Raw genomic sequence first — 26,133 nt, forward strand, 5'->3', positions numbered from 1 at the left:
CTCACCGAGACGCCCGCCGCGTGGCCCGGCGGGCCGTGGCTACCGTCCAGGAACCGATCACCCGGCACCCATGGCCGCCCGGAGGGACCACCACCCTGGCCGGCACACCGGGTCACCAGGTCCACCGGACACAGAGGCCAACCGAGGCAGGGATGATGACGGCGCTGAGCCATGACTCCACACTGCGTGAACTCGCCACCGAACAGGGCGTGTTGCGCTATCACGAGGCCGGGGACGGCCCGCCCCTGCTGTTGTTGCACGGATCCGGCCCCGGGGTCACCGGCTGGCGCAACTACCGGCACAACCTCGGGGCGTTCGCCGAACACTTCCGCTGCCTGGTCCTGGAGTTCCCCGGCTTCGGGGTCAGCGACCCGGCCGACGGCCACCCCATGGCGACGGCGGCCTCGTCCGTGACCCGGTTCCTCGACGGGCTCGGGCTCCAGGAGGTCGACATCATCGGCAACTCGATGGGCGGCATCATCGGCACGCAGTTCGCGCTCGCCCACCCCGACCGGGTGCGCCGCCTCGTGACGATCGGCGGAATCGGCCGGAACCTGTTCAGCCCCGGGCCCGGCGAAGGCATCAAGCTGCTCTCCGAGTTCACCGACGCGCCGTCCCGCGAGGGCCTGGTCCGCTGGCTGAACTCGATGGTGTACGACCGTTCCCTGGTGACCGAGGAGCTCATCGAGGAGCGGTGGGCGCAGGCCACCGACCCGGACACGCTCGCCAGTGCCCGCCTGATGTACGGAAGCGAGGCGTTCGCGGCAGGGTCCGCCGCGGCCGCCGCGTCCGACGCGGCGCCCTACTGGGCCATGCTCCACCGGCTCCGCGCGAAGACCCTGCTCACCTGGGGGCGCGACGACCGGGTGAGCCCCGTCGACATGTCGATCGTGCCGATGCGCACCATTCCCGACGCGGAACTGCACGTGTTCCCGGACTGCGGGCACTGGGTGATGATCGAGCAGAAGGCTGCCTGGGAGAGCGCGGTTCTCGCCTTCCTCACCCGTAAGGACGCGGCGTGAGCGCCGCGGCCCAGGGCGCCTGGGACGAGGAGTTCGACTTCGTCGTCGTCGGCAGCGGCGGAGGCGGCATGGCCGCAGCCCTGACCGCGGCCGACAGCGGACTGAGCACCGTCGTCGTCGAGAAGGGGGCGATGTACGGAGGAACGACCGGCATCTCCGGAGGCGGCATCTGGATCCCCAACAACCCCACGCTGAAGGCCAAGGGGCACGACGACAGCCGTGCGTCCGTACGCCGCTACCTCGACCTGCTCACCGAGAACCGGGTCCCCGCCGCCCGCCTCGACGCCTTCGTCGACCAGGGCCCCGCCGCGATGGAGCTGCTGGAGAAGAGCCGCTGGATGCGGTTCTTCTGGGTCAAGGGCTACGCCGACTACCACCCCGAGTACGACGGGGGCCGTCCGCGCGGCCGGTCCGTCGAGGCGCTGCCCTTCGACACCCGCAATCTCGGCGAGGACGAGAAGCACCAGCGGCCCAACAGCCTCAAGGGCCCCCTCGGACTCTGGATCACCGCCAAGGACTACCGCGACCTCGCCATGGTCAAGCGGACCTGGCGCGGACGCTGGGCCTCCGTGATCGCCGCCTGGCGCGTCTCGTCCAACATGGTCCGCCGGCGCCACATGGCGACCGGGGGCCGGGCGCTCGTGGCGCGGATGCGGATGGCGCTCAAGGAAGCCGGCGTACCGGTGTGGCTGCGCAGCCCGATGACCGAACTCGTCACCGACGCACAGGGCACGGTCACCGGTGTCGTCGTCACCCGCGACGGCAAGGCGGTACGCGTCGGCGCCCGGCACGGCGTGCTCCTCGCCACCGGCGGGTTCGACCACAACCGGGAGATGCGCGAGAAGTACCTGCCCGAGGGCGGCCGCGACAACCACAGTGCCGGAGCCGTAGAGAACGTCGGCGACGGCATCCTCGCCGGCCAGGCACTCGGCGCCGCGCTCGACTTCATGGACGACGCCTGGTGGATGCCGTCCGTGCACCATCCCTCCGGAGCGACGATCCCGCTGGTCTCCGAGCGGTGCATCCCGCCGTCGGTCATCGTCTCCTCCGACGGAAGGCGGTTCACCAACGAGTCCTCTCCCTACGTCAACTTCGTCCACGACCAGCTCGAAGGCGGGCACACCACCGCCTGGTTCGTCATGGACGCCAAGGCCCGCGCCCGGTACCCGTTCGCACAGATCCTCCCCGGCATGCCCTTCCCCAAGGCGTTCTACGAGAACGGCACCGTGCACCGCGCAGACACCCTCGCCGGCCTCGCCCGGAGCATCGACGTCCCGGCGGACGCCCTCACCGGGACCGTCGAACGGTTCAACGGCTTCGCCCGTACCGGCAAGGACACCGACTTCGGCCGCGGCGACAGCGCCTACGACCGCTACTACGGCGACCCGACGATGAAGAACCCCAACCTCGACGAGCTCGACAAGGCCCCCTACTACGCGATCCGCATCGAGGTCGGCGACCTCGGCACCAAGGGCGGCCTCGTCTGCGACGAGAACAGCCGCGTGCTGCGCGAGGACGGCTCGGCCGTCGCCGGGCTGTACGCCACCGGCAACACCTCCGCGGCCGTCATGGGCAACGAGTACGCCGGCCCCGGCGCGACCATCGGCCCCGCCATCGTGTTCGGCTACCTCGCGGCCCGGCACGCGGCCGCCGTCACCCGCACGGGGGCCGGGGCCGCCGGAGGCGCCCCATGAGCCCGGCGTCGCTGACCGTGCGCGTGGTCAAGGTGATCCGGGAGACGGCCGACGCGCACTCGCTGGTCCTGGAGCCGGCGGACGGGGAGCGGGCCCGGTTCGCGTACCGGCCAGGCCAGTTCCTCACCGTCCGGGTGCCCTCCGAGCGTCCGGGCGGAGCGGCCCGCTGCTATTCGCTGTGCAGCTCCCCGGTGCGTGACGAGCAGCTGAAGGTGACCGTCAAGCGCACGGCGGGCGGGTACGCCTCCCACTGGATCTGCGACCACGTCACCGAGGGCGACACCCTGGAGGTGCTGCGGCCCGCGGGCACCTTCACCCCGGACTCCCTCGACGGCGACTTCCTGCTCCTGGCCGCGGGCAGCGGCATCACCCCCGTGATGTCGATCCTCGCGTCCGCCCTGCACGCGGGAAACGGCGCGGTCACCCTCCTCTACGCCAACCGCGACGAGCAGTCCGTCATCTTCCGCGACGAACTGGCCGATCTGGCAAGGGAGTACGGAGACCGGCTCACCGTCCTGCACTGGCTGGAGTCCGTCCAGGGCCGGCCCACCGCATCCGGCCTGCGCGCGCTGGCCCGCCCGTACGCCGGGCACCCCGCCTTCGTGTGCGGGCCCGGCCCTTTCATGGACCTGGCGGCCGGCGCGCTCACCGACCTGGGCGTACCGCCCGGCCGGATCACCGTGGAGCGCTTCACCTCACTGACCGGCGACCCGTTCGCGGAACGCGGCCCCGTACCGGAGCCGGACACCGGGCCCGTCAGCACGGCCGAGGTGGAGCTGGACGGGGTGAGCCACACCGTCTACTGGCCCCGGAACACGCCGCTGCTCGACGTGCTGCTCGCCGCCGGAATCGACGCGCCGTACTCCTGCCGGGAAGGCAGTTGCAGCGCCTGCGCCTGTGTCCTGACCGAGGGCGAGGTGGCCATGGAACGCAACGAGGTCCTGGACGCCGCCGACCTCGCCGACGGTCTGATCCTCGCCTGCCAGGCGCGCCCGCTCAGCGACCGGCTGAAGGCCACCTACGACGGCTGAGCCGCCCCCTCCCGCCCCTGTTCTCCGTTCCCACTCGACCCGGATGAGGTTCGAACCGTGACCAAGGCGACCGCCGCGATCGTCGGATCCGGCAATATCGGCACCGACCTGATGTACAAACTCCTGCGCTCGCCCGACATCGAGCCGCGCTGGATGATCGGCATCGACGAGCAGAGCCCCGGCCTCAAGCGCGCGGCCGACCACGGCCTGCACGCGAGCGCCGACGGCGTCGACGCGCTGCTGGCCGGCCAGGAGCGGCCGGACCTGGTCTTCGAGGCCACGTCCGCGTACGTCCACCGGGCCAACGCCCCCAAGTACGCCCGGCTCGGCATCCAGGCCATCGACCTGACCCCCGCCGCTATCGGCCCGGCGGTCGTGCCGGCCGTCAACCTCGGTGAGCACCTCGACGCGCCCAACGTCTCCCTCATCACCTGCGGCGGCCAGGCCACCATCCCGATCGTGCACGCCGTCTCCCGGGTCACCGAGGTGGCCTACGCGGAGATCGTCGCGAGCGTCGCCTCACCGTCGGCCGGGCCCGGCACCCGCGCCAACATCGACGAGTTCACCCTCACCACCGGCCGGGGCATCGAGACGATCGGCGGCGCCGCCAAGGGCAAGGCCATCATCATCCTCAACCCGGCCGAACCGCCGATGCTGATGCAGGACACCGTCTTCTGCGCCGTCCCCGCCGGTGTGGACCGGGACGCGGTCACCGCGTCGATCCGGGAGACCGTCGCCGAGGTCGCCGGGTACGTCCCCGGCTACCGGCTGCGGGCCGAGCCGCAGTTCGACGGGGAGACCGCGGTCAGCGGCGGACTCGCCCGCGTCGCGGTCTTCATCGAGGTGGAGGGCGCGGGCGACTTCTTGCCGCCGTACTCCGGAAACCTCGACATCATGACCGCCGCCGCCACCAGGGTCGGCGAGGGCTTCGCCCAGCGGATCACCGCCCGCCGCGCCGGCGCCTGACCGCCGCTCACCGAGGAGTACACGAGCCATGCCCTACAGCTCCGACCTGGACATCCGGGTCACCGACTCGTCCCTCAGGGACGGATCGCACGCCAAGCAGCACCAGTTCACCGTCGAGCACGTCACCTCCATCGTCGGCGCACTCGACGACGCGGGCGTGCCCGTCATCGAGGTCACGCACGGGGACGGCCTCGGCGGGTCCTCCTTCAACTACGGCTTCAGCCACACCCCGGAGCAGGAGCTCATCAAGGCCGCGGTGAAGACCGCCCGCCGGGCGAAGATCGCCTTCCTGATGCTGCCGGGGCTCGGCCTCCAGGACGACATCCGCGAGGCCGCGGACAACGGCGCCGCGATCTGCCGGATCGCCACCCACTGCACCGAGGCCGACATCTCCGTCCAGCACTTCGGCCTGGCCCGCGAACTCGGCCTGGAGACCGTCGGGTTCCTCATGATGTCGCACAGCCGGCCGCCCGAGGTGCTGGCCCGGCAGGCCCGCATCATGGCCGACGCGGGCTGCCAGTGCGTGTACGTCGTCGACTCCGCCGGCGCCCTCATCATGGAACAGACCAGCGACCGGATCGCCGCCCTGGTCGCCGAGCTCGGCGACGACGCCCAGGTCGGCTTCCACGGCCACGAGAACCTCGGCCTCGGCGTCGCCAACTCGGTCCTCGCCGTCCGCGCCGGGGCCCAGCAGATCGACGGTTCCACCCGCCGCTTCGGCGCGGGCGCGGGCAACACACCCGTCGAGGGCTTCGCGGCCGTCGCCGAGAAGCTGGGGATCCGTACCGGCATCGACGTACTGAAGATCATCGACGCGGCCGAGGACGTCGTCCGGCCCGTCATGGACGGCGAGTGCCTCCTCGACCGGCTGTCGCTGACGATGGGTTACGCGGGTGTCTACTCCAGCTTCCTGAAGCACGCCGCCCGCCAGGCCGCCACCTACCGGGTCTCCGGCGCCGAGATCCTCATGGAGGCGGGCCGCCGCAAGCTCGTCGGGGGCCAGGAGGACCAGCTCATCGAGATCGCGGTCGCCCTCGCGGCGAAGAACCGGACCGGGACCGCCCAGCACTCCTCGGGGAAGTGAGAACAGCCATGTCCAATCCCGTACTCGAAGCAGTCGAGGCACGCGCCGACGAGATCCGCGCGCTCGGACCCGCCAACGAGGCGCTCGGCCGGCTCGACGACCAGGCGGCGAAGATCCTCCGGGACGTCGGGGCGATGCGCATGCTCCAGCCGAAGACGTACGGCGGCCTCGAACTGCATCCGCGCGAGTTCGCCGAGACCGTCATGAGGATCGCCGCCCTGGACGGGGCGACCGGCTGGGTCACCGGTGTCGTCGGTGTCCACCCGTGGGAGATGGCGATGGCCGACCCGCGGGTCCAGGAGGAGATCTGGGGCGAGGACCCCGACACCTGGATCGCCTCCCCGTACGCGCCGATGGGCGTGCTGCGTCCCGTCGACGGCGGCTACGTCTTCAACGGCCGGTGGCAGTTCTCCTCCGGCACCGACCACTGCCGCTGGATCTTCCTCGGCGGCTTCCTCGCCGACGCGGACGGCAACCGGCTCAACCCGCCGCAGTCCGTGCACGTCATCCTGCCCCGCGCCGACTACGAGATCGTCGAGGACTCCTGGGACGTCGTCGGGCTCCGCGGCACCGGCAGCAAGGACGTCATCGTCAAGGACGCGTTCGTACCCGACTACCGCGTGATCGAGTACGCCAAGGTCGTCGACGGTTCCCTGGCCGCCGAGTCCGGGCTGACCAACCCCGCCTACCGGCTGCCGTTCTCCGCAGCGTTCCCGCTCGGCATCACCGCCGCCGTGATCGGCATCTGCGAGGGCGCCCTCGCGCACCACCTCGACTACCAGCGCGGCCGGGTGCAGATCACCGGCCAGGCCGTGAAGGACGACCCGTACGTCCTGTACGCCATCAGCGAGGCGGCGGCCGAGATCGCGGCGGCCCGCTCGGCGCTGCTGGACAACATCTGCCGGATCCACGACGCGGTCGCGGCCGGCCAGGAGATCAGCTTCGAGCGCCGTGCCGTCGGCCGGCGCACCCAGGCGGCTGCCGCCTGGCGGGCCGTCCGCGCCGTCGACGAGATCGTCGCCCGCTCCGGCGGCAACGCGATGCGGCTGGACAACCCGATCCAGCGCTTCTGGCGCGACGCGCACGTGGGTCTCACGCACGCCATCCATGTGCCGGGATCCGTCTTCCACGCCTCCGCCCTCACCGAGATCGGCATCGAACCTCCGCACGGCCCGATGCGCTCGATGATCTGACGCCTTCGACCGACGGCAGACCGGTTCAGAGAGGAACACTCATGACACAGATCCGCGGACTCGGCTATCTCCGGGTCCAGTCCACTGACATCGGGCGCTGGCGCGAACTCGCCGTGGACGCCCTCGGCTTCGCCGAAGGCTCCGGGCCGGACCCCGACGGCCTGTACCTGCGCATGGACGAGCGCCGCTCCCGGCTCGCCGTCCTGCCCGGCGAAACCGACCGGGTGCTGTCGGTCGGCTGGGAGGTGCGGGACCAGTTCGCGCTCGCCGCCGTCGGCCGCGCCGTCGAGGCTTCCGGTACGGGAGTGAAGCCGCTCAGCCGTGAGGAGGCCGATGACCGGGGCGTCGAGGAGGGCATCACCTTCGAGGATCCGGCGGGCGTGCCCGTCGAGGTGTTCTTCGCCCCGGTCCTCGACCACAGTCCCGTGGTCTCCAAGCTCGGCCAGCGGTTCGTCACCGGCGGTCAGGGGATGGGACACATCGTCCTGCCCACCACCGGCCCCGACGAGACGATCGCCTTCTACACCGAGGTGCTCGGCTTCCTGCCCCGCGGCTCGATGCGGCTCGGCGGCGGCTCGCCGCGCCGGGTGCGTTTCATGGGGGTCAACGAACGCCACCACAGCCTCGCCGTCTGCCCCGCCCCGCACGGCGAGGCGCCCGGCCTCGTGCACCTGATGGTCGAGGTCGACAGCCTGGACGCGGTCGGCCGCGCCCTCGACAACGTGGGCAAGCAGGGCTTCTCGCTCTCCTCGACGCTGGGCCGGCACACCAACGACAAGATGGTGTCGTTCTACGTACGCGCGCCGGGCGGCTGGGACCTCGAGTACGGATACGACGGGATGCGCGTCGACGAGGCGCACTACACCGCCGAGGAGATCACCGCCGACAGCTACTGGGGCCACGACTGGTCCGGCTCCGAACCCCTGGCGGCGTTCACCCCGCCCGGGACGGCCGCATGAGAGCCACCCGGCCGGTCACACCGGTGCCCGCCGGTACCGTCGGCCACTACGACGCGGAGACCGACGTGCTGGTCGTCGGCTTCGGATGCGCCGGAGCCGCCGCGGCGTACGAGGCCGCGGCGGCGGGCGCCGACGTCCTCGTACTGGAACGGGCCGGGGGCCCCGGCGGGTCCTCGGCGCTGTCCGGCGGTGAGCTGTATCTCGGTGGCGGGACCCCGGTCCAGCAGGCGTGCGGTTTCGAGGACAGCGCGGACGACATGTTCGCCTATCTCGACGCCGCGCTCGGGCCGCACGCCGACCAGGAGAAGCTGCGCCTGTACTGCGAGGGCAGTGCCGCGCACTTCCAGTGGTTCGTGGACCGCGGGCTGACCTTCGAGCCGGCCCTGTGGGACGCGCCGACCTGGATGCCGACCACCAAGGACGGGCTGATGTGGCTGGGCGAGAACGCCTGGCCGTACAACGAGATCGCCCGCCCGGCGCCGCGCGGCCACCGCTGCGCGACCGACGCCTTCGGCGGCTGGCTGGTGATGGAGAAGCTGGTCGCCGCGGCGCAGGAAGCGGGGGCCGCCGTACAGGCCGACACCCTGGCCACGGCACTGATCGTGGACGACGGCGGCCGGGTCGTCGGGGTCACCGCACGCCGGCACGGCCGGGACCTCGCCGTCCGGGCCCGCAAGGGCGTCGTGCTGACCACCGGCGGGTTCGCCGACAACGAGGAGATGCTCGCCGACCACGCCCCGCACCTCATCGGCCACGGCAAGGTCAGCGACGGTCTTGACGACGGCAGCGGCATCCGGATGGCCGCCGCGCTCGGCGCCGCCACCCGGCGGATGGGTGTGGTCGAACTGGCGCTGACCGCGCTGCCGGCGATGGTCACCCGGGGCATGCTGGTCAACGCCCACGGCCGGCGCTTCATCAACGAGGACGTGTACCCCGGCCTGTTCAGCGTGGCCGCCGTGCTGACGCAGCCCGCCCCCTACTGGGTGATCATCGACGAGGAGGGCTACGAGTCGATTCCGGAGCCCGAGCGCTGGGGCGTGGTGCCCCGGTTCGTCACGGAGACCCTGGCGGAACTGGAGGCCGAACTCGGGATGCCGCAGGGCGCCCTGGAGTCCACCGTCGGCGCCTACAACACGTATGCGGCGAAAGGGCGGGACCCGTACTTCCACAAGGACCCGCGCTGGCTCAGGCCGTTGAAGGGCCCGTTCGCGGCGGTCGACCCGAGGGCCGGATTCCACCGGGGAGGGCGGCCCGGCGCGGGCGCCGGGACGGGCGCCGCCGGGTTCACCCTGGGCGGGCTGCACACCACCGTGGACGGTGCGGTGCTCGACGTGTCCGGTGATCCGGTCCCCGGGCTGTACGCCGCGGGGCGGGCCGCCTCCGGCATCCACGGCGAGGGATACGTCAGCGGCACGTCCCTCGGCGACGGCACGTTCTTCGGGCGGCGGGCCGGTGTTGCCGCGGCGGGCGGCGGCTGAGCGCGCGCAGAGGAGGCCGGGTGCGCGCTGCGGGCGCGAACCCGGCCTCCTCTGCGCGCCGACGCGTGCCGGGTTCAGACGTCGCCGCCGTCCACGAGCCCGATCGTGCCCCGCAGCGCGGTCTCGCGGATCGTGTCGCGCAGTGACCCGCAGCCCTCGAAGGCCGGTCCGGCTCCCTCGCGCTCCGCGCAGAGGGCCATCGCGCCGCTGTTCCACTGCACACTCGTCTGCTGCCAGCTGCTCTTGCGTACGAGCACCTGCGCCGCGCACCGGTCGCACGCCAGGGGGCGCATCGGGGCGCCGTCGGCGAGGCGGTTGTCGACCCGCATCAGACCGGCCGGCCCTCGGCGGCAGCGGCGGCCTTGCGGGCGAGGTTGGCCTCGACCTCCTTCTGCCACGCCTCGACGGGCCGCGTGGTGTCCAGCTCGAACTCGAACCGGTCGGTCATCTCCGGCCTGACGTCGGCCACGTCCACGTAGAACTGCTCGTACCAACGGCGGAGTTGGTAGACGGGCCCGTCCTCCTCGCAGAGCAGCGGGTTGTCGATCCGGGCCTTGTTCTGCCAGATCTGGATGTCCTGCTCGAATCCGAGCTTGATGAACTGCGCCATGCCAGCCGCCAGTTCGTCTGCCGCGTTGCCCTTCATCGACGGCGAGCGCTTGACGATGATGCCGTACTGGAGGACGAACCGGTTGGCGTCGACCGGGTAGTGACAGTTGATCAGTACCGACTGCTGGTCACCGGTGTCGTAGTGGTAGGTCAGGTCGTCGATCATGAAGGACGGGCCGTGGTACGCGGCCAGCGAGTTGCTGCCGGTGGTCTTCGGCTTGCCGTCCTGCTCCTGGGGGCGGGCGTCGGGTCGGCCCGTCGCGCGCATGTGCTGGGTGGCGGTGTGACCCTCGAAGACGTTCTTGAAGAACGTAGGGAAGGAGTAGTGGACATAGAAGAAGTGGGCCATGTCCACCACGTTGTCGACGACTTCACGGCAGTTGGCGTCGATGGTGGTCTCGTACCAGAGCCAGTCGGTCCACTCGTCGCTCGTCGCGCCCTCGATCCGGGGGATGACCACATCGGCGGGCGGGGGATTGCCCTCGGGGTCGTTCCAGACGAAGAGCATGCCGTCCTGGTCCAGTGTGGGCCAGGACGCCGTGCGGGCCCGCAGCGGCACCCGCTTGGAGTACGGGATCTGCTTGCAGCGGCCGTCGCCGCCCCAGCGCCAGTCGTGGAACGGGCAGGCGACCTCGTCGCCCTTGACGGTGCCCTGCGAGAGGTCACCGCCCATGTGCCGGCAGTAGGCGTCCAGCACGCTGAGCGTGCCGTCGCCCGCCTGGAACACCACGAGCTTCTGGCCGAACGCCCGGACCGGGTGCGGCTTTCCGTCCCGGTACTTCTCCGACAGGCCGAGGCAGTGCCAGCCGCGTGCGAAGCGCGTGGGTGCCGCTGCGGCTTCGATGGCCCTGACGTCGTCGGGTGCTGACTCGACTGCGCTCACGTTCTCTCATCCCCTTAAGGACGCATGGTTTCCAGGTTCCCGGACGGTAGGCCCGCTCCCCGGTGCCCGGCCGGAGGAGTCCCACTGACCGGAACCGGCGTTCCGGGTGCCGGCCGGCGGGCCGGTCCCGGTCGGTGGGACCGGGGCTCCGTGGTGCTGTCGGCCGCCAGTACGGTCCGCCCGTCCCTGCACCGCACGACACAGCCGAGGAGCCCGTGATGAACCGATTCGACGGTGTGAAGGTCCTGCTCACCGGAGCGGGATCGGGTATCGGGCGGGCGACCGCGCTGCGCCTGGTGTCCGAAGGCGCGGTCGTGTTCGCCGTCGACATGTCGCGGGAAGGACTGGCGGACACCGCGGCGGCGGCGGACGGGCCGGGGCGGATCGTGACCCGGGTGGCCGACGTCGCCGACGAGGACGCGGTGGTCGAGAGCGTACGGGCCGCGGCCGAAGGCCTCGGGGGCCTCGACGTCCTGGTCAACGTGGCGGGGATCCACCGGACGACACCCATCGACCGGCTGACGGTGGCCGACATGGAGCGGCTCTTCGCGGTCAACACGGTGGGTACGGCCCTGTTCTGCCGGGAGGCGCTGCGCCATCTCCCGGACGGCTCCGGTGTCATCGTCAACGTGGCGTCGTCGGCGGCGGCGCACGGGAATCCGTACATGACCGCGTACGCCGCCTCCAAGGGTGCGGTCCTCGGCTTCTCGCTGTCCCTGGCCGCCGAGGTCGCCCACCGCGGCATCCGGGTCGTGCCCGTGTCGCCCGGCACCGTCGCCACGCCCCTGGCCGGCCCGCACGTGCTGCCGCCGGACCTCGACACCTCGTACTACGCCCGGATCCGCGCACCGTTCGGTGCCGCGCGGCCCGAGCAGATCGCCGGGGTGATCGCCTTCGCCGCCTCGCGGGACGCGGCCTACCTCACCGGGGCGGAGCTGCGGGCCGACGGCGGATCCCACATCTGACGCGGAGGAGGCCGGCCCATGGAAGGGCCGGGCCACTGAGCGGGACTGCCCCTTGCTTGTTTCGAGAATGAATTCTAGTTTTCGGTTCATCAGTGTCCCGGCCCAACGGGCCCCTCACACCCTTACGGAGAGCCATGACCGAGGCCGTCATCGTCGAAGCCGCGCGGACACCGGTCGGCCGGCGCCGCGGTGTCCTGTCCGGACTCCACCCGGCGGAGCTTCTCGGGCTCGCACAGAAGGGGCTGCTGGAGCGGGCCGGTGTCGCCCCCGGCACCGTGGAACAGGTCATCGGCGGCTGTGTCACCCAGGCCGGTGAGCAGTCCAACAACGTCACCCGCAACGCCTGGCTGCACGCCGGACTGCCGTACACCACCGCATGCACCTCGGTCGACTGCGCCTGTGGATCGTCCCAGCAGGCCGTACACCTGGTCGCGGGGCTGATCGCCGCCGGCGCCATCGAGGCCGGCATCGGCTGCGGTGTCGAGTCCATGAGCCGGGTCTTCCTCGGTGCCGCGCTCACCCCGGACAACGGCTCCCCGGCCCCGGAGGGCTGGACGCTGGACATGCCTGACCAGTTCACCGCCGCCGAGCGCATCGCCCGCAACCGCGGCATCACCCGGGCCGACGCGGACGCCCTCGGCCTCGCCTCCCAGCAGAAGGCCGCCCGCGCCTGGGCCGAGGGCCGCTTCGACGGGCAGATCATCGACGTCCAGGCCCCCGTCGTGGGAGCCGGGGGGCCCACCGGCGAGACCGCGCGCGTCAGCCGGGACCAGGGGCTGCGCGACACCACCCCCGAGGCGCTGGCCGCCCTGCGGCCCGTGCTCCCCGACGGCATCCACACCGCAGGGAACTCCTCCCAGATCAGCGACGGAGCCGCCGCCGTCCTGATGATGAGCCGGGAGCGCGCCGCCCGCGAGGGTCTGCGCCCCCGCGCCCGGATCGTGGCCTCCGCCATGGTCGGTTCCGACCCGTACTACCACCTCGACGGACCCGTGGCCGCGACCGAGAGGGTCCTGCGCACCGCCGGGATGAGCCTCGCCGACATCGACCTCGTCGAGATCAACGAGGCCTTCGCCTCCGTCGTCCTCTCCTGGGCCCAGGTCCACAAGGCGGACATGGACAAGGTCAACGTCAACGGCGGCGCCATCGCGCTCGGTCACGCCGTCGGCTCCACCGGGGCCCGCCTCATCACCCAGGCCCTGTACGAACTGGAGCGGACCGGGAAGTCCACCGCGCTGATCACCATGTGTGCCGGTGGAGCGCACGCGACCGCCACCGTCATCGAACGCATCTGAGGGGCGCGCCATGACCATCGGACTCACCCAGGAGCACCTCGACCTGCGCGACGCCGTACGCGCCTTCGCCGGCCGGCACATCACCGAGGACATCCTCCGCGCGGCGGCCGACGCCGACAAGGAGACCCTGCCCGCCCACTGGAGCGGCCTGGCGGGCCAGGGCCTGCTCGGGCTGCATCTGCCGGAGGAGGACGGCGGCGCCGGGTACGGCCTCGTCGAACTCGCCGTCGTCACCGAGGAGCTGGGCCGGGCGACAGCGCCCGGACCGTTCCTGCCGACGACGCTCGCCTCCGCCGTCCTGCACGCCGCCGGACACCGGACGCACCTCGCCGCGCTCGCCGCCGGTACCACCCTGGGCGCGGTGGGCCTCGCGCCCGGCACCCTCGCCCTGACCCGCGCCGCCGACGGCACCGTCACCGTCACCGGAACCTCGGACCTCGTCATCGGCGGACAGCTCGCCGACGTGTTCGTGCTGCCCGCGTCCGACGAGGGCCGGACCACCTGGTTGGTGCTACCCCGGGCCGCCGCGGAAACCACCGACGTCCGCAGTCACGACCTCACCCGCCGCTCGTCCCGCGTGACCGTACGGTCGGTTCCGGTCCCCGCCGTCGACCTGCTGGACCTCGACCCTCGGGTGCCGCGGGACCTCGCCGCGACGCTCTTCGCCGCGGAATCCGCCGGCCTCGCCGACCGTTGCGTGACCACCGCCGCACAATACGCGGGAGTACGGGAGCAGTTCGGCCGGCGCATCGGCCAGTTCCAGGGCGTCAAGCACCGCTGCGCCCGCATGCTGGCGCAGGCCGAACAGGCCCGTGCCTGTGCCTGGGACGCCGCCCGCGCGCACGATGTCGTGGACCGGCCGGAGGCCTCGCTGGCCGCCGCGGTCGCCGCGGCGGTCGCTGTCGACGCGGGATTCTCCGTCGCCAAGGACTGCATCCAGGTGCTCGGCGGCATCGGCTTCACCTGGGAGCACGACGCGCACCTCGCGCTGCGTCGCGCCCAGACCCTCCGGATCGCGCTGGGCCCGGCCGCCGCCTGGCGCCGCCGCGTCGCCCGTCTCACCCTGGACGGCACCCGCCGCACCCTGAGCGTGGAGCTGCCGGCCGAGGCCGAAGGCGTACGCGAGGACATCCGCGCCGAACTGCGGCACGCCGCGGCCCTGGACGGAAAGGACCGACTCACCCACCTCGCCGACCACGGCTACACCGCGCCCCACCTGCCGGCCCCCTGGGGCAAGGGCGCAGGACCGGTGGACCAGCTCGTCATCGCCGAGGAGCTCCAGGCCGCCGCCCTCACCCCCGTCGACATGATCATCGGTGGCTGGGTGGTGCCCACGCTCATCGCCCACGGCGACACGGTTCAGCAGGAACGCTTCCTCGCGCCGAGCCTGCGCGGCGACATCGTCTGGTGCCAGCTGTTCAGTGAACCGGGCGCGGGATCCGACCTCGCCGGGCTCACCACCCGCGCCGAGAAGATGGACGGCGGCTGGCGGATCACCGGGCAGAAGGTGTGGTCGTCCATGGCCCACCTCGCCGGCTGGGGTGTCCTGCTCGCCCGAACCGACGCCGACGTGCCCAAGCACAAGGGCATCTCCTACTTCCTCCTCGACATGAAGAGCCCCGGGATCGACATCCGGCCGCTTCGGCAGATCACCGGCGACGCCGAGTTCAACGAGGTCTTCCTCGACGGGGTGTTCATCCCCGACGAGTTGCTCGTCGGTGCCCCGGGCGCCGGCTGGAAGCTCGCCCGGACCACGCTCGCCAACGAACGCGTCGCCCTCTCCCACGACTCGGTCGGCTCCGGCGCCGAGGCCCTGCTGGAGATCGCCGCCGCGTCGGACGGCCTCGACGACGAACAGCTCACCACGCTCGGCGGCCACCTCTGCGACGCCCAGACCGGTGGCGTCCTCGCCCTGCGCACCACACTGCGCACCGTCTCCGGGCAGCAGCCCGGCGCCGAGGCGTCCGTCGCCAAACTGCTCGGCGTCGAACACCAGCAGCGGGTCTGGGAGACCTGCATGGAGTGGCAGGGCGCCGCCGCGCTCACCGGCGAGGGCGAACGCCTGGACCCCACCTGGCAGTTCCTCAACGCCCGCTGTCTGTCCATCGCCGGCGGCACGACGGAGATCCAGCTGAACATCATCGGCGAGCGCATGCTCGGCCTGCCCCGCGACCCCGAGCCCACCGAGAGAGGCTGACCATGTCCATCGACCGCGACAAGGCGCTGACCGCGGACCCGTCCGTCCGCGAGATCCACTGGACCACCCGTGATGTGCTCCTGTACCACCTGAGCCTGGGCGCCGGTGCCGACGCGGCCACCGGGCCCGAGCTGCACCTCACCTACGAGAACGGTCTCGGCGTGCTGCCCACCTTCGCGATGGTGGCCGGCTCCGGCGTCTCGGCCGGCGAGGCGGACCCGCCGGGCCTCCACCTGCCCGGCGTCGACATCGACCTGAGGGCCGTGCTCCACGCCGGCCAGGGCCTGGAGGTCCACCGGCCGCTGCCGGCCTCGGGCACCGCGACGCTCACCTCGCGCGTCGCCGAGCTGTGGGACAAGGGCAGGGCCGCCCTCATCGTCCTGGAGTCCGCCGCCACGGGCCCCGACGGCGAGCCGCTGTGGACGTCCACCACCCGCATCTGGGCGCGCGGCGCGGGCGGCTTCGGCGGAGAGCCCGGCCCGGCGGAGGAGTGGGCGGCGCCGGCCCGCCCCGCCGACACCGTGCTCACCTCCACCACCACTCCCCAGCAGGCCCTGTGGTACCGGCTCAACGGTGACCTCAACCCGCTCCACGCCGACCCGGACTTCGCGCGGGCGGCGGGCTTCGACCGGCCGATCCTGCACGGGCTCGCCTCGTACGGCCTCGTCTGCAAGGCCCTCGTCGACGGCCTCCTCGACGGCGACGTCACCCGGCTCACCGGCCTCACCGTGCGCTTCGCCGGCCCCCTCGTCCCCGGCGAGTCCCTCACCACCTCCGTATGGCGTGAGGAACCGGCCGAGGACGGGACGCAGCGTCTCGTCCTGCACGCCGGCTGCCCCGAGCGCGACGCCGCGCCCGTGCTCACCCACGCCACGGCGACGGTGACGGCATGAGCAGCGCCCGCGAGGAGGGCACCGCACCGGTCACCGGCCCCCGTCTGGTCGCCGAACCGCACAAGGACGGCGTCGACATGGCGGTCGCCGCGGCCCGCCGGGTGGTCACCGCCCTGCTGCGCGCGGGCGACGCCACCGGCGCCGACATGAACGAGATCGCCGCCCGCCTCGACGCCGTCGCCGACGGGCTCACCGCGAAGGCACCCTCCATGGAGGACCGCCTCGCCGGGATGTGGCGCGGCGAGGGCGTCACCCGGCACGACCCCGTCACCGGCCCCGAGAACGCCCTCGCACCCCCGCTGCACCTGCACGGCAAGGAGGACGGCTCCGTCGAAGGCGTCGTCACGCTCGACCTGCCCTACCAGGGCCCGCCCGGCCATGTGCACGGCGGGATCTCGGCGCTGCTCCTCGACCACACGCTGGGAGTGGCCAACCACTGGGGCGGCCCGTCCGGGATGACCGCGGAACTGACCCTGCGCTATCTGCGGCCCACCCCGCTGTTCGAGCCGCTGACGGTCATCGGGCGCCAGGTCTCGGTGGAGGGTTCGCGGATCCGTACGGTCGGCGAGATCCGGGCCGGCGGCCGTACCTGCGTCACCGCGGAAGGCCTGTTCATCAACAAGCAGCTTCCCAGGCCGAGTTGAGGAGGGCAGAGCCATGGGGAACCTCGAAGGGAGAGTCGCGGTCATCACCGGCGCCGGCCAGGGCGTCGGCCAGGGCATCGCCCTGGCCCTCGCCTCCGAAGGAGCCTCGGTGGCCGTCCTCGGACGGACCGCGGCGAAGCTGGAGACGACCTGTGAACTGCTGCGCGAGCGGGGGGCGAGGGCCGAGCCGTTCGTCCTCGACGTACTCGAAACGGACCGCATCCCGCCCGTGGTGGAGGACGTCGCCGAGCGCTTCGGCTCGCTCGACATCCTGGTCAACAACGCCTACTCCGGCTGCTACGGACCACTCCTCTCGCTGAGCGACGAGGAGTTCCAACGGGGCTTCAACAGCGCCCCGTTCGCGGCGTTCGCCTTCATGAAGGCCGCGCATCCGTATCTGAAGCGCGACGGTGGCGGCTCGGTCATCAACCTCGTCACGTCCGCCATGGTCCGCTGGGACCTGAGCACGTACGGGGCCTACGCGGCGGCCAAGTCCGCGCTGCGCTCGCTGACCAGGACCGCCGCCAACGAATGGGGCCGCGACGGCATCCGGGTCAACGCGATCGCCCCGCACGCCGTCTCGCCCGCCTACGCGGGCTGGCAGGCCGCCCACCCGGAGGAGGCCGCCGAGTTCTGCGCGTCCATCCCGCTCGGGTACGTGGGCGACTGCGAACAGGACATCGGCCGGGCCGTGGCGATGCTGTGCGGCCCGGACGCCCGCTATCTGACGGGCGCCACCGTGCCCCTCGACGGGGGCCAGGCCAACTTCGGCTGACCGGGCGGGGACGGCCCTCCCGGTCAGCGGGACGGCCCGGACCGGGCCGTCCCGCCCGCGGCTAGCGTCGCCACGCCGGGCGCCACGATCACCACCGAACGCGCCCCCGCCACCACGGGACGCGCCGCCCCCGCCACGGGACGCGCCGTGCGACCCGCCCCCGTACCGACACCGGCAGACCCGGCCACCGGGTGAGAGGGACCGACGTTGCCACACGAGACGATTGCCGACCTGCTGCTCGCCAGGGCCGGGGACGACCACCCGGGCCTGCTGACCCGTGAACGGAGCTGGACCTGGGGAGAGGTCGTCGAGGAGAGCGCGGCCCGCGCCGCCTGGGCCCGGAAACTGCGGACCGACGGACCGTTCCACATCGGCGTACTCCTGGACAACGAACCCGAGTACGTGTTCTGGCTGGGAGCCGCGGCCCTCGCGGGCGCGGCCGTCGTCGGCATCAACCCCACCCGCCGCGGCGCCGAACTGGAACGGGAGGTGCGGCACACCGACTGCCAGGTGATCATCACCGACCGGGCGGGCGCCGCCCTGCTCGACGGACTGGACATCGGCGTCGACCCGGACCGCTTCCTCGTCGTCGACACACCGGAGTACGGGGAGCGCCTCGCCGCGCACCCCCGGCTGCCCGCCCCGGACGCCGAGCTCACCGCCGCCACGCGGATGCTGCTGCTCCTGACCTCCGGCACGACCGGCACGTCCAAGGCGGCGCTCTGCTCACAGGGCCGGCTCGCCGCGCTCGGCGCCTCCAACAGCGCCAAGTACGACATCACCCGCGAGGACACCTGCTACTGCCCGATGCCGCTCTTCCACGGCAACGCGCTGATGGCGCTGTGGGCCCCCGCACTCAGTGCCGGCGCCACGATCGCCCTCACCCGCAAGTTCTCCGCCTCCGGATTCCTCCCCGACGTGACCCACTTCGGGGCCACCTTCTTCACCTACGTCGGCAAGGCGATCGGCTACATCCTGGCCCGCCCCGAGACCCCGGCCGACGCCGACAACCGGCTCACCCACGCCTTCGGCACCGAGGCCTCCCCGGAGGACGCGGCCCGCTTCCTGGACCGCTTCGGCTGCCGTCTCGTCGAGGGCTACGGCTCCAGCGAGGGCGCCGGCATGCTCAAGCGGGTCCCCGACGCGCCCACGGGTGCGCTCGGCATGCCCGCCCGGGACGGCGTCCGGATCGTGCACCCCGCGGACCGGACCACCTGCCCGCCCGCCGTACTCGACGCCTACGGCCGGGTGCGCAACCCGGAGGAGGCCATCGGGGAGATCGTCGACACCGAGGGCGCCGCCCGATTCGAGGGCTACTACAAGAACGAGGCCGCGAACGCCGAACGCGTCCGCCACGGCTGGTACTGGACCGGCGACCTCGGATACGTGGACGAAGCCGGCTACTTCTACTTCGCGGGCCGCTCCGGCGACTGGATCCGTGTCGACGGTGAGAACATCTCGGCCCTGCTCACCGAACGCGTCCTGCGCAGGCACCCCGGTGTCGTGGCCGCCGGAGTGTTCGGCGTACCCGACCCGCGCTCCGGCGACCAGGTGATGGCCGCCGTCGAGATCGCCGAGGACGCCCGCTTCGAGGACCTGGACCTGCCCGGCTTCCTGGAGCGCCAGGAGGACCTGGGGACCAAGGGAACCCCCCGCTTCGTCCGTGTCTCCCACGCGCTGCCGACCACCGGCTCCAACAAGCTGCGCAAGAAGGAGATGCAGCTCGACGGCTGGCGCACCGACGACCCGGTGTACCGCTGGGCGGGCCGGGGCCGGCCCGCGTACGCGCCGATGACCGGCGGGGACAAGGCCGCGCTGCGCGCGGAGTTCCTGGCCAACGGGCGTGCTCGATTCCTCCCCTGACGCGGCGACAGACTTCAGCGGCACCGAGCGAGGAGAACCACACATGCAACTGCGCGAGAGCGCCGCGCACCAGGAGCTGCGGCGGGAACTTCGGGCGTACTTCGCGGGCATGATGCCCGAGGACGAACGCCGTCGCGTCGGCGAGGAGGGCGTGGGCGGCGACCGCTTCCGGGAGGTCGTCAAGAGGCTCGGTTCCGACGGCTGGCTCGGCATCGGCTGGCCCACCGAGTACGGCGGCCAGGGCCGGTCGGTGGAGGACCAGTACGTCTTCTTCGACGAGGTCCAACGGGCCGGTCTGCCCTTCCCGTTCGTCACGGTCAACACCGTCGGCCCGACCCTGATGGCCTACGGCTCCGAGGAGCACCGCAAGCGGTTCCTGCCCGGCATCCTCTCCGGCGACATCGTCTTCGCGATCGGCTACACCGAGCCCGCGGCGGGCACCGACCTGGCCTCGCTGACCACCCGCGCGGTCCGGGACGGCGACACGTACGTCGTCGACGGCAGCAAGATCTTCACCAGTGGCGCCAACACCGCCGACTACGTGTGGCTCGCCGCCCGCACCGATCCGGACGCCCCCAAGCACAAGGGCATCTCCATCCTGATCGTGCCCACCGCCGACGAGGGCTTCTCCTGGAGCCCCATCCGGACCGTCGGCGGTCTGGTCGTCACCGCGACGTACTACAGCGGGGTGCGCGTACCCGCCACCGACGTGGTCGGCGGCGTGGACGGCGGATGGCGGCTGATCACCGCTCAGCTGAACCACGAACGCATCGGCCTCGCCGCACTCGGCGGCCGCATGATCCAGCTGTGGGAACGGGTCCTTGAGTGGGCCCGGGAGAACGGCACCGCCGACATTCCATGGGTGCGGCAGGAGTTCGCGCGCACATACGCCCGGCTGGAGGCGATGCGGCTGATGAACTGGAAGATGACGTCCGCCGTCGCGCGCGACGCCCTCACCGGAGCCGACGCGGGAGCCGCCAAGGCCTACGGAACCGAGACCCATATCGCCGTCCAGCGCGGGCTGACCCAGATCCTCGGCGCCGCCGGCCGCATCCGGCCCGAGTCGCCGGGCGCCGCCCTCGCCGGGCAGGTCGAACAGCTCTCCCGGCAGGGCATCGTGAACACCTTCGGCGGCGGCGTCAACGAGATCCTGCGCGACATGGTCGCGACCCAGGGACTCGGGCTGCCGCGCAAGGGGCGTGGCGCATGACCGGGTACGGCCGGCAGCCGGGGTACGAGGAGCGGCTGCGGGCGTTCACCGGGCGCGAACTGCGGCCTCCCACACCGGCGCAGGACCCGGTCAACCAGCCGATGATCCGGCACTGGGCCGAGGCGATGGGCGACACCAACCCGGTGTACACCGACGTCGAAGCGGCCCGCGCCACCGGCCGCGCGGGGGTCGTCGCACCCGCGTCGATGGTCCAGGCCTGGACGATGCGCGGATACGCGGCCACGGCCGCCCCGCAGCCCGGGGGGCCGGGTGGTTTCGACGAGCTCGTCGCCCTCCTCGACGAGGGCGGCTACACCTCCGTGGTGGCCACCGACTCCGAGTTCACGTTCCTGCGGGAGCTGACGCCGGGGGACCACATCGCCGTACGCGAGAGTGTCGAGTCGGTCTCGGCGGAGAAGAGGACCGGGCTCGGTACCGGACGGTTCGTCACCACCCTGAAGACCTATACCGATCAGCACGGCGAGACGGTCGCGACGCAGCGCTGGCGAACCCTGAGATTCCGGCCCGTGCCGGCGAAGGCCGTGTCCCCCGCCCCTGCCCTGCGCCCGCGCCCCGCCGTCAACCGGGACAACGCCTTCTTCTTCGAGGGCGCGCGGCAGCACCGGCTGCTCGTCCAGCGCTGTGCCGCGTGCTCCGTGCCGCGTCATCCTCCGGGGCCGTGCTGCCCCGAGTGCGGCTCCCTGGAGTGGGACACGGTCGAGGCCGGCGGGCGCGGTCACGTCTACAGCTTCGTCGTGAACCACCATCCGCGGCACCCCGCGTTCGACTCGCCGTACCTCGTCGCCGTCGTCGAACTCGCCGAAGGCACACGCCTCATCACCAACCTGACCGGCATCGCCCCCGACGAGGTCACCGTCGGCATGCCCGTCGTCCTCGACTGGCTGGACGCCGACCCCGACCTGACCCTGCCGGTGTTCCGGCCCGCCCCGACGGAGGCGCCCTGATGGATTTCTCCCTGGGAGAAGAGCTCGAAGCGGTCCGCGACCTGGCCCGCGAGATCTTCGCCGACCGCGTCACGCCCGAGCGGCTGCGCGAGGTGGAGACCTCGGCCAGCCGCGTCGACGAACCGCTGTGGGCGGACCTCGTCACGGCCGGGCTGCTCGCGGCGGTCCTGCCCGAACAGGACGGTGGAGCCGGCCTCGGGACGGCGGGCCTCTGCGTCCTCCTGGAGGAACAGGGCCGGTGCGTGGCCCCCTTGCCGTTGTGGCCCGCGCTGACCGGCGCGCTCACCGTCGCGGCGTACGGCACCGGGGCGCAGCGGTCGCGGCTGCTGCCGGACCTCATGAACGGCACCGGCCGGCTGACCGTCGCCCTGGAGGAGTTCGGTGCCGCCGAGCCCCTGACGCCCCGCACGGCCGCGGTCGCCGACGGACCGGGGTGGTGCGTGACCGGGGTCAAGGCCGTGGTCCCCGCTCCCGCCGGTGCGCGCCATGTCCTGGTGACCGCTTCGACGGGGGCCGGGCCGGGCGTCTTCCTCGTCGCCTCGGACGCCCCGGGCGTGAGCCGGGAGTACGCGGAGACGACCAGCCACGACATGAGCGCCCACCTCACGCTGCACGACGCCCCGGCGGAGCTCGTCGGCACGCCCGGTGACGGGGCCGCCGCGCACCTCGTGCGGACCGCCTTCATCGCCCTGGCCGCCGTCCAGACCGGCGTGGCCGAGGGCGCGCTGGGCCACGCGGCCGGGCATCTGCGCGAACGGGAGCAGTTCGGGCGTCCGCTCGCCACGTTCCAGGCCGTTCAGCACCAGCTCGCCGACTGCTACATCGACATCGAGGCGATGCGGGTCACCCTCTGGCAGGCCGTCGACGCGACGGCCGAACCCTTCGACGCGGCCTGCGCCGACCGGGCCGCGCTGGTCGCCAAGTGGTGGGCCACCGAAGGGGGTCTGAACACCGTGCACCGGGTCCAGCACGTGCACGGAGGCATCGGCGTCGACATCGACTACCCGGTGCACCGGCACTTCCTGTGGGGCAAGCAGATCTCCACCACCCTGGGCGGCGCGGGCGCCGACCTGGAACGTCTCGGAGCCCTCCTCGCCGACGCGGCGGTGAGCTCGTGACCGCGGCCCCTCCCGCCCTCCCGCACTCCCGTACCTACGCGTCGGTGGCCGTGGGCGACGTACTCCCCGAGCTGCCGGTCCCGGTCACCCGCACCCTGATCGTCGCCACCGCCCTGGCGAGCCGCGACTACCAGGACGTCCACCACGACCCCGAACTGGCCCGGGAACGCGGCTCCAAGGACATCTTCATGAACATCCTGACCAGCAACGGCCTCGTCGACCGGTTCGTGACCGGCTGGGCCGGGCCCGCCTCGGTGGTCAAGGCCATCCGGATCAGGCTCGGCGCCCCCAACCACCCCGGCGACACGATGGTGCTCACCGGAACGGTGACCGCGAAGTCGGACGCCGACCGCCGCGTCGAGATCGCGGTCACGGGCGCCAACAGCCTGGGTGCCCATGTCACCGGGAGCGTCTCGGTGCAGCTTCCGGGGGAGGACCGATGAGCGTCGTACCGCTGTCGGGTGCCGCGGCCGTGGCCGGGATCGGTGCCACCGAGTTCTCCAAGAACTCCGGCCGCAGCGAACTCCGGCTCGCCTGCGAGGCGGTGCTCGCCGCTGTCGCGGACGCGGGCCTGAAACCGTCCGACGTGGACGGTCTTGTCACCTTCACCGCGGAGACCAACGCCGAGAACCACGTGGCGCGCAACACGGGCATGGGCGACCTGACGTTCTTCTCCCGCATCGGGTACGGCGGCGGAGCCGGCTGCGCCACCGTGCAGCAGGCGGCCATGGCCGTGGCCACCGGGGTCGCGGACGTGGTGGTCTGCTACCGGGCGTTCAACGAACGATCCGGCGAGCGCTACGGGCTCGGTCAGGCCGCCCGCCCCATGGACACCACCGCGGACCGGGCGGCATACGCGTGGATGACCCCCTTCGGACTGAGCACCCCGGCCCAGTGGGTGGCGATGTTCGCCCGCCGCTATCTGCATGAATTCGGCGCCACCACGGACGACTTCGGCCGGGTCGCCGTCGTCGACCGCAAGCACGCGGCCAACAATCCGGCCGCCTGGTTCCACGGCCGTCCCATCACCCTCCAGGACCACCGGGACTCCCGCTGGATCGCCGAACCGCTGCGGCTGCTGGACTGCTGCCAGGAGACCGACGGCGGCCAGGCCCTGGTGATCGTCTCCGCGGAACGCGCGCGCGACCTGCCGCACCCGCCCGCGGTGATCCGCTCCGCGGCCCAGGGGCTGGGGGCCGACCAGCACATGATGACCAGCTACTACCGGCCGACGATCACGGGAATCCCCGAAATGGGGCTGGTCGGACGGCAGTTGTACGAGCAGAGCGGTCTCGGGCCGGACGATATCGACGCGGCCGTGCTCTACGACCACTTCACCCCACTGGTCCTTCCGCAACTGGAGGAACTCGGCTTCTGCAAGCCGGGGGAGGCGAAGGACTTCATCGCCGACGGCCACCTGGAACTCGGCGGCCGGCTGCCCTTCAACACCCATGGCGGGCAGCTCGGCGAGGCGTATCTGCACGGCATGAACGGCGTCGCCGAAGGGGTCAGGCTGGTCCGCGGCACTTCGGTGAACCAGCCGGACAAGGCCGACCACGTCATGGTCACCGCCGGCACCGGGGTACCCACCAGCGGTCTGATCCTGGGAGCCGAACGATGACCGCGTCGCCGTGGGAGGGCCGTGAACTCGGCACCCGTACCGTCTCCTGGACCGAGCGGGACGCGATCCTGTACGCGCTCGCGGTCGGCGCCCCCGCCGACCGGCTCGACCTCGTGTACGAGGAGCGGCTGCGGGTGCTGCCCACCTTCGCGCTGACCCTGGCCCAGTGGGCGCCCGACGCGCTCGGTGCGCTGGGGGCCTTCGATGTCACCACGGCCGTGCACGGCGGCCAGCACCTTCTCGTACACGGCCCGTTGGAGCCGGCCGGCGAGCTGACCACGACGGCCCGGGTCGCGGGCGTCCGGGACAAGGGTGCCGCCGCCGTCTTCGACGTCGAGGTGTCCTGCGAACGCTTCACCGCCACCTGGTCGATCTTCGCGCCGGGCTGCGGAGGCTTCGGCGGCGCACGCGGCCCGTCCGCCCCGCGCCGCCCGGACCGGCCGGCCGAACACGCCCTCACCGTCTTCACGCACGCCCGGCAGGCGGCCCTCTATCGACTGCTCGGCGACCGGCACGCCATGCACATCGACCCCGAAGCGGCGAAGGCGGCCGGGATGGACCGGCCGTTCCTGCACGGGCTGTGCACGCTCGCCGCGAGCCTGCTGCCCCTGGCCGGCACCCTCGGCGCGCACCCGGCCGAACTGGTGGAACTGGAAGCCCGGTTCGCCGCACCGGCCTTCCCCGGCGACCGGCTCGCTCTGGCCGGCTGGGCCGACGCGCCGGGCGGCGAAAGTCCGGGCCACCGTGGAGCGCGCTTCGAGGCGACGGCCCATGACGGCCGTGCGGTGCTCACCGGCGGCCGGGCCCGATTCCGTACCACCACCCCCGACCGGACGGAGAACCCCGATGCCTGAACCCGACCGGCGCGCCGAGGCCGCCGCGCTGCTGTGGGCCGCACAGTGCGACCGCAGCCCCGTGGAGCCGCTCACCACCACCTGGCCGGACATCGACGCGAGCGACGCCTACGAGATCCAGCTGATCAACATCCGCCGCCAACTGGCCGGGGGACGCACCGTCCGGGGGCACAAGGTCGGCCTCTCCTCGAAGGTCATGCAGCGGATGATGGGCGTCGACGAGCCGGACTACGGCCATCTGCTCTCCGACATGGTGCTGACCGAGGAGACCCCCGTCGAGGCGGACCGCTACTGCTACCCCCGGATCGAGGTCGAGATCGGCTACGTACTCGGCCGGAGTCTGCCGGGGGAGGAGTGCACCACCGAGGACGTCCTGGCAGCCACCGAGTACATCGTCCCGAGCCTCGAACTCATCGACAGCCGGATCAAGGACTGGCGGATCGGGCTCGCCGACACCATCGCCGACAACGCGTCGTCCGCCGGGGTGGTCCTCGGCTCGGCCCGGGTGCGGCCGGCCGACCTGAACCCGGCCGGCATCGAGGCGGTCCTGCACCGGGACGGTGAGGAGATCGCGCGGGGCAACACCAGCGCGGTGCTCGGGGACCCCACCGAGGCCGTGGCCTGGCTGGCCCGCAAGGTCGCGTCCTTCGGGGTGCGGCTGGAGGCCGGTCACGTGATCCTGCCGGGGTCGTGCACCAAGGCCGTCGACGTGCGGCCCGGGGAGACCTACCGGGCCGACTTCGAGGGTCTCGGGTCCGTCTCCGTCGCCTTCGCCCACTCAACGGGACACGTCCCGGCCAAGAACTGAAATCAA

Annotated in this window: 24 protein-coding genes; 22 read left to right on the forward strand and 2 right to left on the reverse strand. The window is 72.3% G+C overall.

Annotated elements, in window-relative coordinates; translation table 11 throughout:
• Positions 1 to 152: 152 nt before the first annotated feature.
• Genes OG959_RS33630 through OG959_RS33665 form a run of 8 tightly spaced genes read left to right on the forward strand, consistent with a single transcriptional unit; the run spans position 153 to position 9,427 of the window.
• Positions 153 to 1,022 carry an alpha/beta fold hydrolase gene (locus OG959_RS33630; RefSeq protein WP_326664533.1) on the forward strand — a complete coding sequence of 290 codons (870 nt, stop codon included), beginning with the start codon at positions 153 to 155 and terminating at the stop codon, positions 1,020 to 1,022.
• Positions 1,019 to 2,716 (forward strand): FAD-binding protein, encoded by a 1,698-nt coding sequence (locus tag OG959_RS33635; RefSeq protein WP_326664534.1) that lies wholly within the window; start codon positions 1,019 to 1,021, stop codon positions 2,714 to 2,716. Before OG959_RS33630 ends, OG959_RS33635 begins: the two co-directional genes overlap by 4 nt.
• Positions 2,713 to 3,747, forward strand: coding sequence for a ferredoxin--NADP reductase (locus OG959_RS33640; protein ID WP_326664535.1), 1,035 nt, complete (start codon positions 2,713 to 2,715; stop codon positions 3,745 to 3,747). The genes OG959_RS33635 and OG959_RS33640 overlap by 4 nt, the downstream gene beginning before the upstream one ends.
• A gap of 57 nt (positions 3,748 to 3,804) precedes the next feature.
• Positions 3,805 to 4,713 carry an acetaldehyde dehydrogenase (acetylating) gene (locus OG959_RS33645; RefSeq protein ID WP_326664537.1) on the forward strand — a complete coding sequence of 303 codons (909 nt, stop codon included), beginning with the start codon at positions 3,805 to 3,807 and terminating at the stop codon, positions 4,711 to 4,713.
• A 28-nt stretch (positions 4,714 to 4,741) separates the two neighbouring features.
• Positions 4,742 to 5,797, forward strand: a complete 1,056-nt coding sequence (gene dmpG, locus OG959_RS33650) for a 4-hydroxy-2-oxovalerate aldolase (RefSeq protein WP_326664539.1) — start codon at positions 4,742 to 4,744, stop codon at positions 5,795 to 5,797.
• Between the two features lie 8 nt (positions 5,798 to 5,805).
• Entirely contained in the window at positions 5,806 to 6,990 is a 1,185-nt protein-coding gene (locus OG959_RS33655) for an acyl-CoA dehydrogenase family protein (RefSeq protein ID WP_326664541.1), read from the forward strand.
• A gap of 41 nt (positions 6,991 to 7,031) precedes the next feature.
• Positions 7,032 to 7,949 carry a VOC family protein gene (locus OG959_RS33660; protein WP_326664543.1) on the forward strand — a complete coding sequence of 306 codons (918 nt, stop codon included), beginning with the start codon at positions 7,032 to 7,034 and terminating at the stop codon, positions 7,947 to 7,949.
• Entirely contained in the window at positions 7,946 to 9,427 is a 1,482-nt protein-coding gene (locus tag OG959_RS33665; protein WP_326664545.1) for an FAD-dependent oxidoreductase, read from the forward strand. The genes OG959_RS33660 and OG959_RS33665 overlap by 4 nt, the downstream gene beginning before the upstream one ends.
• Before the next feature lie 74 nt (positions 9,428 to 9,501).
• Here the strand turns inward: OG959_RS33665 and OG959_RS33670 are convergent, their stop codons facing one another.
• Positions 9,502 to 9,756, reverse strand: a complete 255-nt coding sequence (locus tag OG959_RS33670) for a ferredoxin (RefSeq protein ID WP_326664547.1) — start codon at positions 9,754 to 9,756, stop codon at positions 9,502 to 9,504.
• The gene (locus tag OG959_RS33675) at positions 9,756 to 10,919 is read right to left on the reverse strand and encodes a Rieske 2Fe-2S domain-containing protein (RefSeq protein ID WP_326664549.1); all 1,164 of its coding nucleotides are present in this window, start codon (positions 10,917 to 10,919) and stop codon (positions 9,756 to 9,758) included. Before OG959_RS33675 ends, OG959_RS33670 begins: the two co-directional genes overlap by 1 nt.
• 218 nt (positions 10,920 to 11,137) lie before the next feature.
• Here OG959_RS33675 and OG959_RS33680 point away from each other — a divergent pair, with 218 nt between their 5' ends.
• The 14 genes from OG959_RS33680 to OG959_RS33745 all read left to right on the forward strand — a co-directional run bounded on the left by OG959_RS33680 (position 11,138) and on the right by OG959_RS33745 (position 26,127).
• Positions 11,138 to 11,884: an SDR family NAD(P)-dependent oxidoreductase gene (locus tag OG959_RS33680; protein ID WP_326664550.1), complete on the forward strand. Its 747-nt coding sequence runs from the start codon at positions 11,138 to 11,140 to the stop codon at positions 11,882 to 11,884.
• 134 nt (positions 11,885 to 12,018) lie between these two features.
• Positions 12,019 to 13,179 carry a steroid 3-ketoacyl-CoA thiolase gene (locus tag OG959_RS33685; RefSeq protein ID WP_326664551.1) on the forward strand — a complete coding sequence of 387 codons (1,161 nt, stop codon included), beginning with the start codon at positions 12,019 to 12,021 and terminating at the stop codon, positions 13,177 to 13,179.
• A gap of 10 nt (positions 13,180 to 13,189) precedes the next feature.
• Entirely contained in the window at positions 13,190 to 15,376 is a 2,187-nt protein-coding gene (locus tag OG959_RS33690) for an acyl-CoA dehydrogenase (protein ID WP_326664552.1), read from the forward strand.
• Between the two features lie 2 nt (positions 15,377 to 15,378).
• Positions 15,379 to 16,269, forward strand: a complete 891-nt coding sequence (locus tag OG959_RS33695) for a MaoC/PaaZ C-terminal domain-containing protein (protein ID WP_326664553.1) — start codon at positions 15,379 to 15,381, stop codon at positions 16,267 to 16,269.
• Positions 16,266 to 16,913: a PaaI family thioesterase gene (locus OG959_RS33700; RefSeq protein ID WP_326664554.1), complete on the forward strand. Its 648-nt coding sequence runs from the start codon at positions 16,266 to 16,268 to the stop codon at positions 16,911 to 16,913. Before OG959_RS33695 ends, OG959_RS33700 begins: the two co-directional genes overlap by 4 nt.
• Before the next feature lie 13 nt (positions 16,914 to 16,926).
• Complete coding sequence (locus tag OG959_RS33705) at positions 16,927 to 17,688, forward strand: SDR family NAD(P)-dependent oxidoreductase (RefSeq protein ID WP_326664556.1); 762 nt, start codon at positions 16,927 to 16,929, stop codon at positions 17,686 to 17,688.
• A 207-nt stretch (positions 17,689 to 17,895) separates the two neighbouring features.
• Entirely contained in the window at positions 17,896 to 19,551 is a 1,656-nt protein-coding gene (locus OG959_RS33710; protein ID WP_326664557.1) for an AMP-binding protein, read from the forward strand.
• A 43-nt stretch (positions 19,552 to 19,594) separates the two neighbouring features.
• Positions 19,595 to 20,761 carry an acyl-CoA dehydrogenase family protein gene (locus tag OG959_RS33715; protein WP_326664559.1) on the forward strand — a complete coding sequence of 389 codons (1,167 nt, stop codon included), beginning with the start codon at positions 19,595 to 19,597 and terminating at the stop codon, positions 20,759 to 20,761.
• Positions 20,758 to 21,726 carry a bifunctional MaoC family dehydratase N-terminal/OB-fold nucleic acid binding domain-containing protein gene (locus tag OG959_RS33720; protein WP_326664561.1) on the forward strand — a complete coding sequence of 323 codons (969 nt, stop codon included), beginning with the start codon at positions 20,758 to 20,760 and terminating at the stop codon, positions 21,724 to 21,726. The genes OG959_RS33715 and OG959_RS33720 overlap by 4 nt, the downstream gene beginning before the upstream one ends.
• Positions 21,726 to 22,844: an acyl-CoA dehydrogenase family protein gene (locus OG959_RS33725; protein WP_326664563.1), complete on the forward strand. Its 1,119-nt coding sequence runs from the start codon at positions 21,726 to 21,728 to the stop codon at positions 22,842 to 22,844. The genes OG959_RS33720 and OG959_RS33725 overlap by 1 nt, the downstream gene beginning before the upstream one ends.
• Positions 22,841 to 23,287, forward strand: a complete 447-nt coding sequence (locus OG959_RS33730) for a MaoC family dehydratase (protein WP_326664565.1) — start codon at positions 22,841 to 22,843, stop codon at positions 23,285 to 23,287. The genes OG959_RS33725 and OG959_RS33730 overlap by 4 nt, the downstream gene beginning before the upstream one ends.
• Positions 23,284 to 24,465, forward strand: coding sequence for a lipid-transfer protein (locus tag OG959_RS33735; protein WP_326664566.1), 1,182 nt, complete (start codon positions 23,284 to 23,286; stop codon positions 24,463 to 24,465). The genes OG959_RS33730 and OG959_RS33735 overlap by 4 nt, the downstream gene beginning before the upstream one ends.
• Positions 24,462 to 25,319 (forward strand): MaoC/PaaZ C-terminal domain-containing protein, encoded by an 858-nt coding sequence (locus OG959_RS33740; protein ID WP_326664568.1) that lies wholly within the window; start codon positions 24,462 to 24,464, stop codon positions 25,317 to 25,319. Before OG959_RS33735 ends, OG959_RS33740 begins: the two co-directional genes overlap by 4 nt.
• On the forward strand, positions 25,312 to 26,127 hold the full coding sequence (locus OG959_RS33745; RefSeq protein ID WP_326664570.1) for a 2-keto-4-pentenoate hydratase: 816 nt from the start codon (positions 25,312 to 25,314) through the stop codon (positions 26,125 to 26,127). The genes OG959_RS33740 and OG959_RS33745 overlap by 8 nt, the downstream gene beginning before the upstream one ends.
• The last annotated feature ends 6 nt before the right edge of the window (positions 26,128 to 26,133 follow it).

It is taken from the genome of Streptomyces sp. NBC_00385 (assembly GCF_035917155.1).
Lineage (GTDB): Bacteria > Actinomycetota > Actinomycetes > Streptomycetales > Streptomycetaceae > Streptomyces > Streptomyces poriferorum.

What these genes read in the sequence shown, in the direction of transcription:
- OG959_RS33630 (WP_326664533.1), top strand. Translation starts at nt 153, where the DNA reads ATGATGACGGCGCTGAGCCATGACTCCACACTGCGTGAACTCGCCACC.
- OG959_RS33640 (WP_326664535.1), top strand. Translation starts at nt 2,713, where the DNA reads ATGAGCCCGGCGTCGCTGACCGTGCGCGTGGTCAAGGTGATCCGGGAG.
- dmpG (WP_326664539.1), top strand. Translation starts at nt 4,742, where the DNA reads ATGCCCTACAGCTCCGACCTGGACATCCGGGTCACCGACTCGTCCCTC.
- OG959_RS33655 (WP_326664541.1), top strand. Translation starts at nt 5,806, where the DNA reads ATGTCCAATCCCGTACTCGAAGCAGTCGAGGCACGCGCCGACGAGATC.
- OG959_RS33660 (WP_326664543.1), top strand. Translation starts at nt 7,032, where the DNA reads ATGACACAGATCCGCGGACTCGGCTATCTCCGGGTCCAGTCCACTGAC.
- OG959_RS33665 (WP_326664545.1), top strand. Translation starts at nt 7,946, where the DNA reads ATGAGAGCCACCCGGCCGGTCACACCGGTGCCCGCCGGTACCGTCGGC.
- OG959_RS33670 (WP_326664547.1), bottom strand. Translation starts at nt 9,756, where the DNA reads ATGCGGGTCGACAACCGCCTCGCCGACGGCGCCCCGATGCGCCCCCTG.
- OG959_RS33680 (WP_326664550.1), top strand. Translation starts at nt 11,138, where the DNA reads ATGAACCGATTCGACGGTGTGAAGGTCCTGCTCACCGGAGCGGGATCG.
- OG959_RS33685 (WP_326664551.1), top strand. Translation starts at nt 12,019, where the DNA reads ATGACCGAGGCCGTCATCGTCGAAGCCGCGCGGACACCGGTCGGCCGG.
- OG959_RS33690 (WP_326664552.1), top strand. Translation starts at nt 13,190, where the DNA reads ATGACCATCGGACTCACCCAGGAGCACCTCGACCTGCGCGACGCCGTA.
- OG959_RS33695 (WP_326664553.1), top strand. Translation starts at nt 15,379, where the DNA reads ATGTCCATCGACCGCGACAAGGCGCTGACCGCGGACCCGTCCGTCCGC.
- OG959_RS33700 (WP_326664554.1), top strand. Translation starts at nt 16,266, where the DNA reads ATGAGCAGCGCCCGCGAGGAGGGCACCGCACCGGTCACCGGCCCCCGT.
- OG959_RS33705 (WP_326664556.1), top strand. Translation starts at nt 16,927, where the DNA reads ATGGGGAACCTCGAAGGGAGAGTCGCGGTCATCACCGGCGCCGGCCAG.
- OG959_RS33715 (WP_326664559.1), top strand. Translation starts at nt 19,595, where the DNA reads ATGCAACTGCGCGAGAGCGCCGCGCACCAGGAGCTGCGGCGGGAACTT.
- OG959_RS33720 (WP_326664561.1), top strand. Translation starts at nt 20,758, where the DNA reads ATGACCGGGTACGGCCGGCAGCCGGGGTACGAGGAGCGGCTGCGGGCG.
- OG959_RS33725 (WP_326664563.1), top strand. Translation starts at nt 21,726, where the DNA reads ATGGATTTCTCCCTGGGAGAAGAGCTCGAAGCGGTCCGCGACCTGGCC.
- OG959_RS33735 (WP_326664566.1), top strand. Translation starts at nt 23,284, where the DNA reads ATGAGCGTCGTACCGCTGTCGGGTGCCGCGGCCGTGGCCGGGATCGGT.
- OG959_RS33740 (WP_326664568.1), top strand. Translation starts at nt 24,462, where the DNA reads ATGACCGCGTCGCCGTGGGAGGGCCGTGAACTCGGCACCCGTACCGTC.
- OG959_RS33745 (WP_326664570.1), top strand. Translation starts at nt 25,312, where the DNA reads ATGCCTGAACCCGACCGGCGCGCCGAGGCCGCCGCGCTGCTGTGGGCC.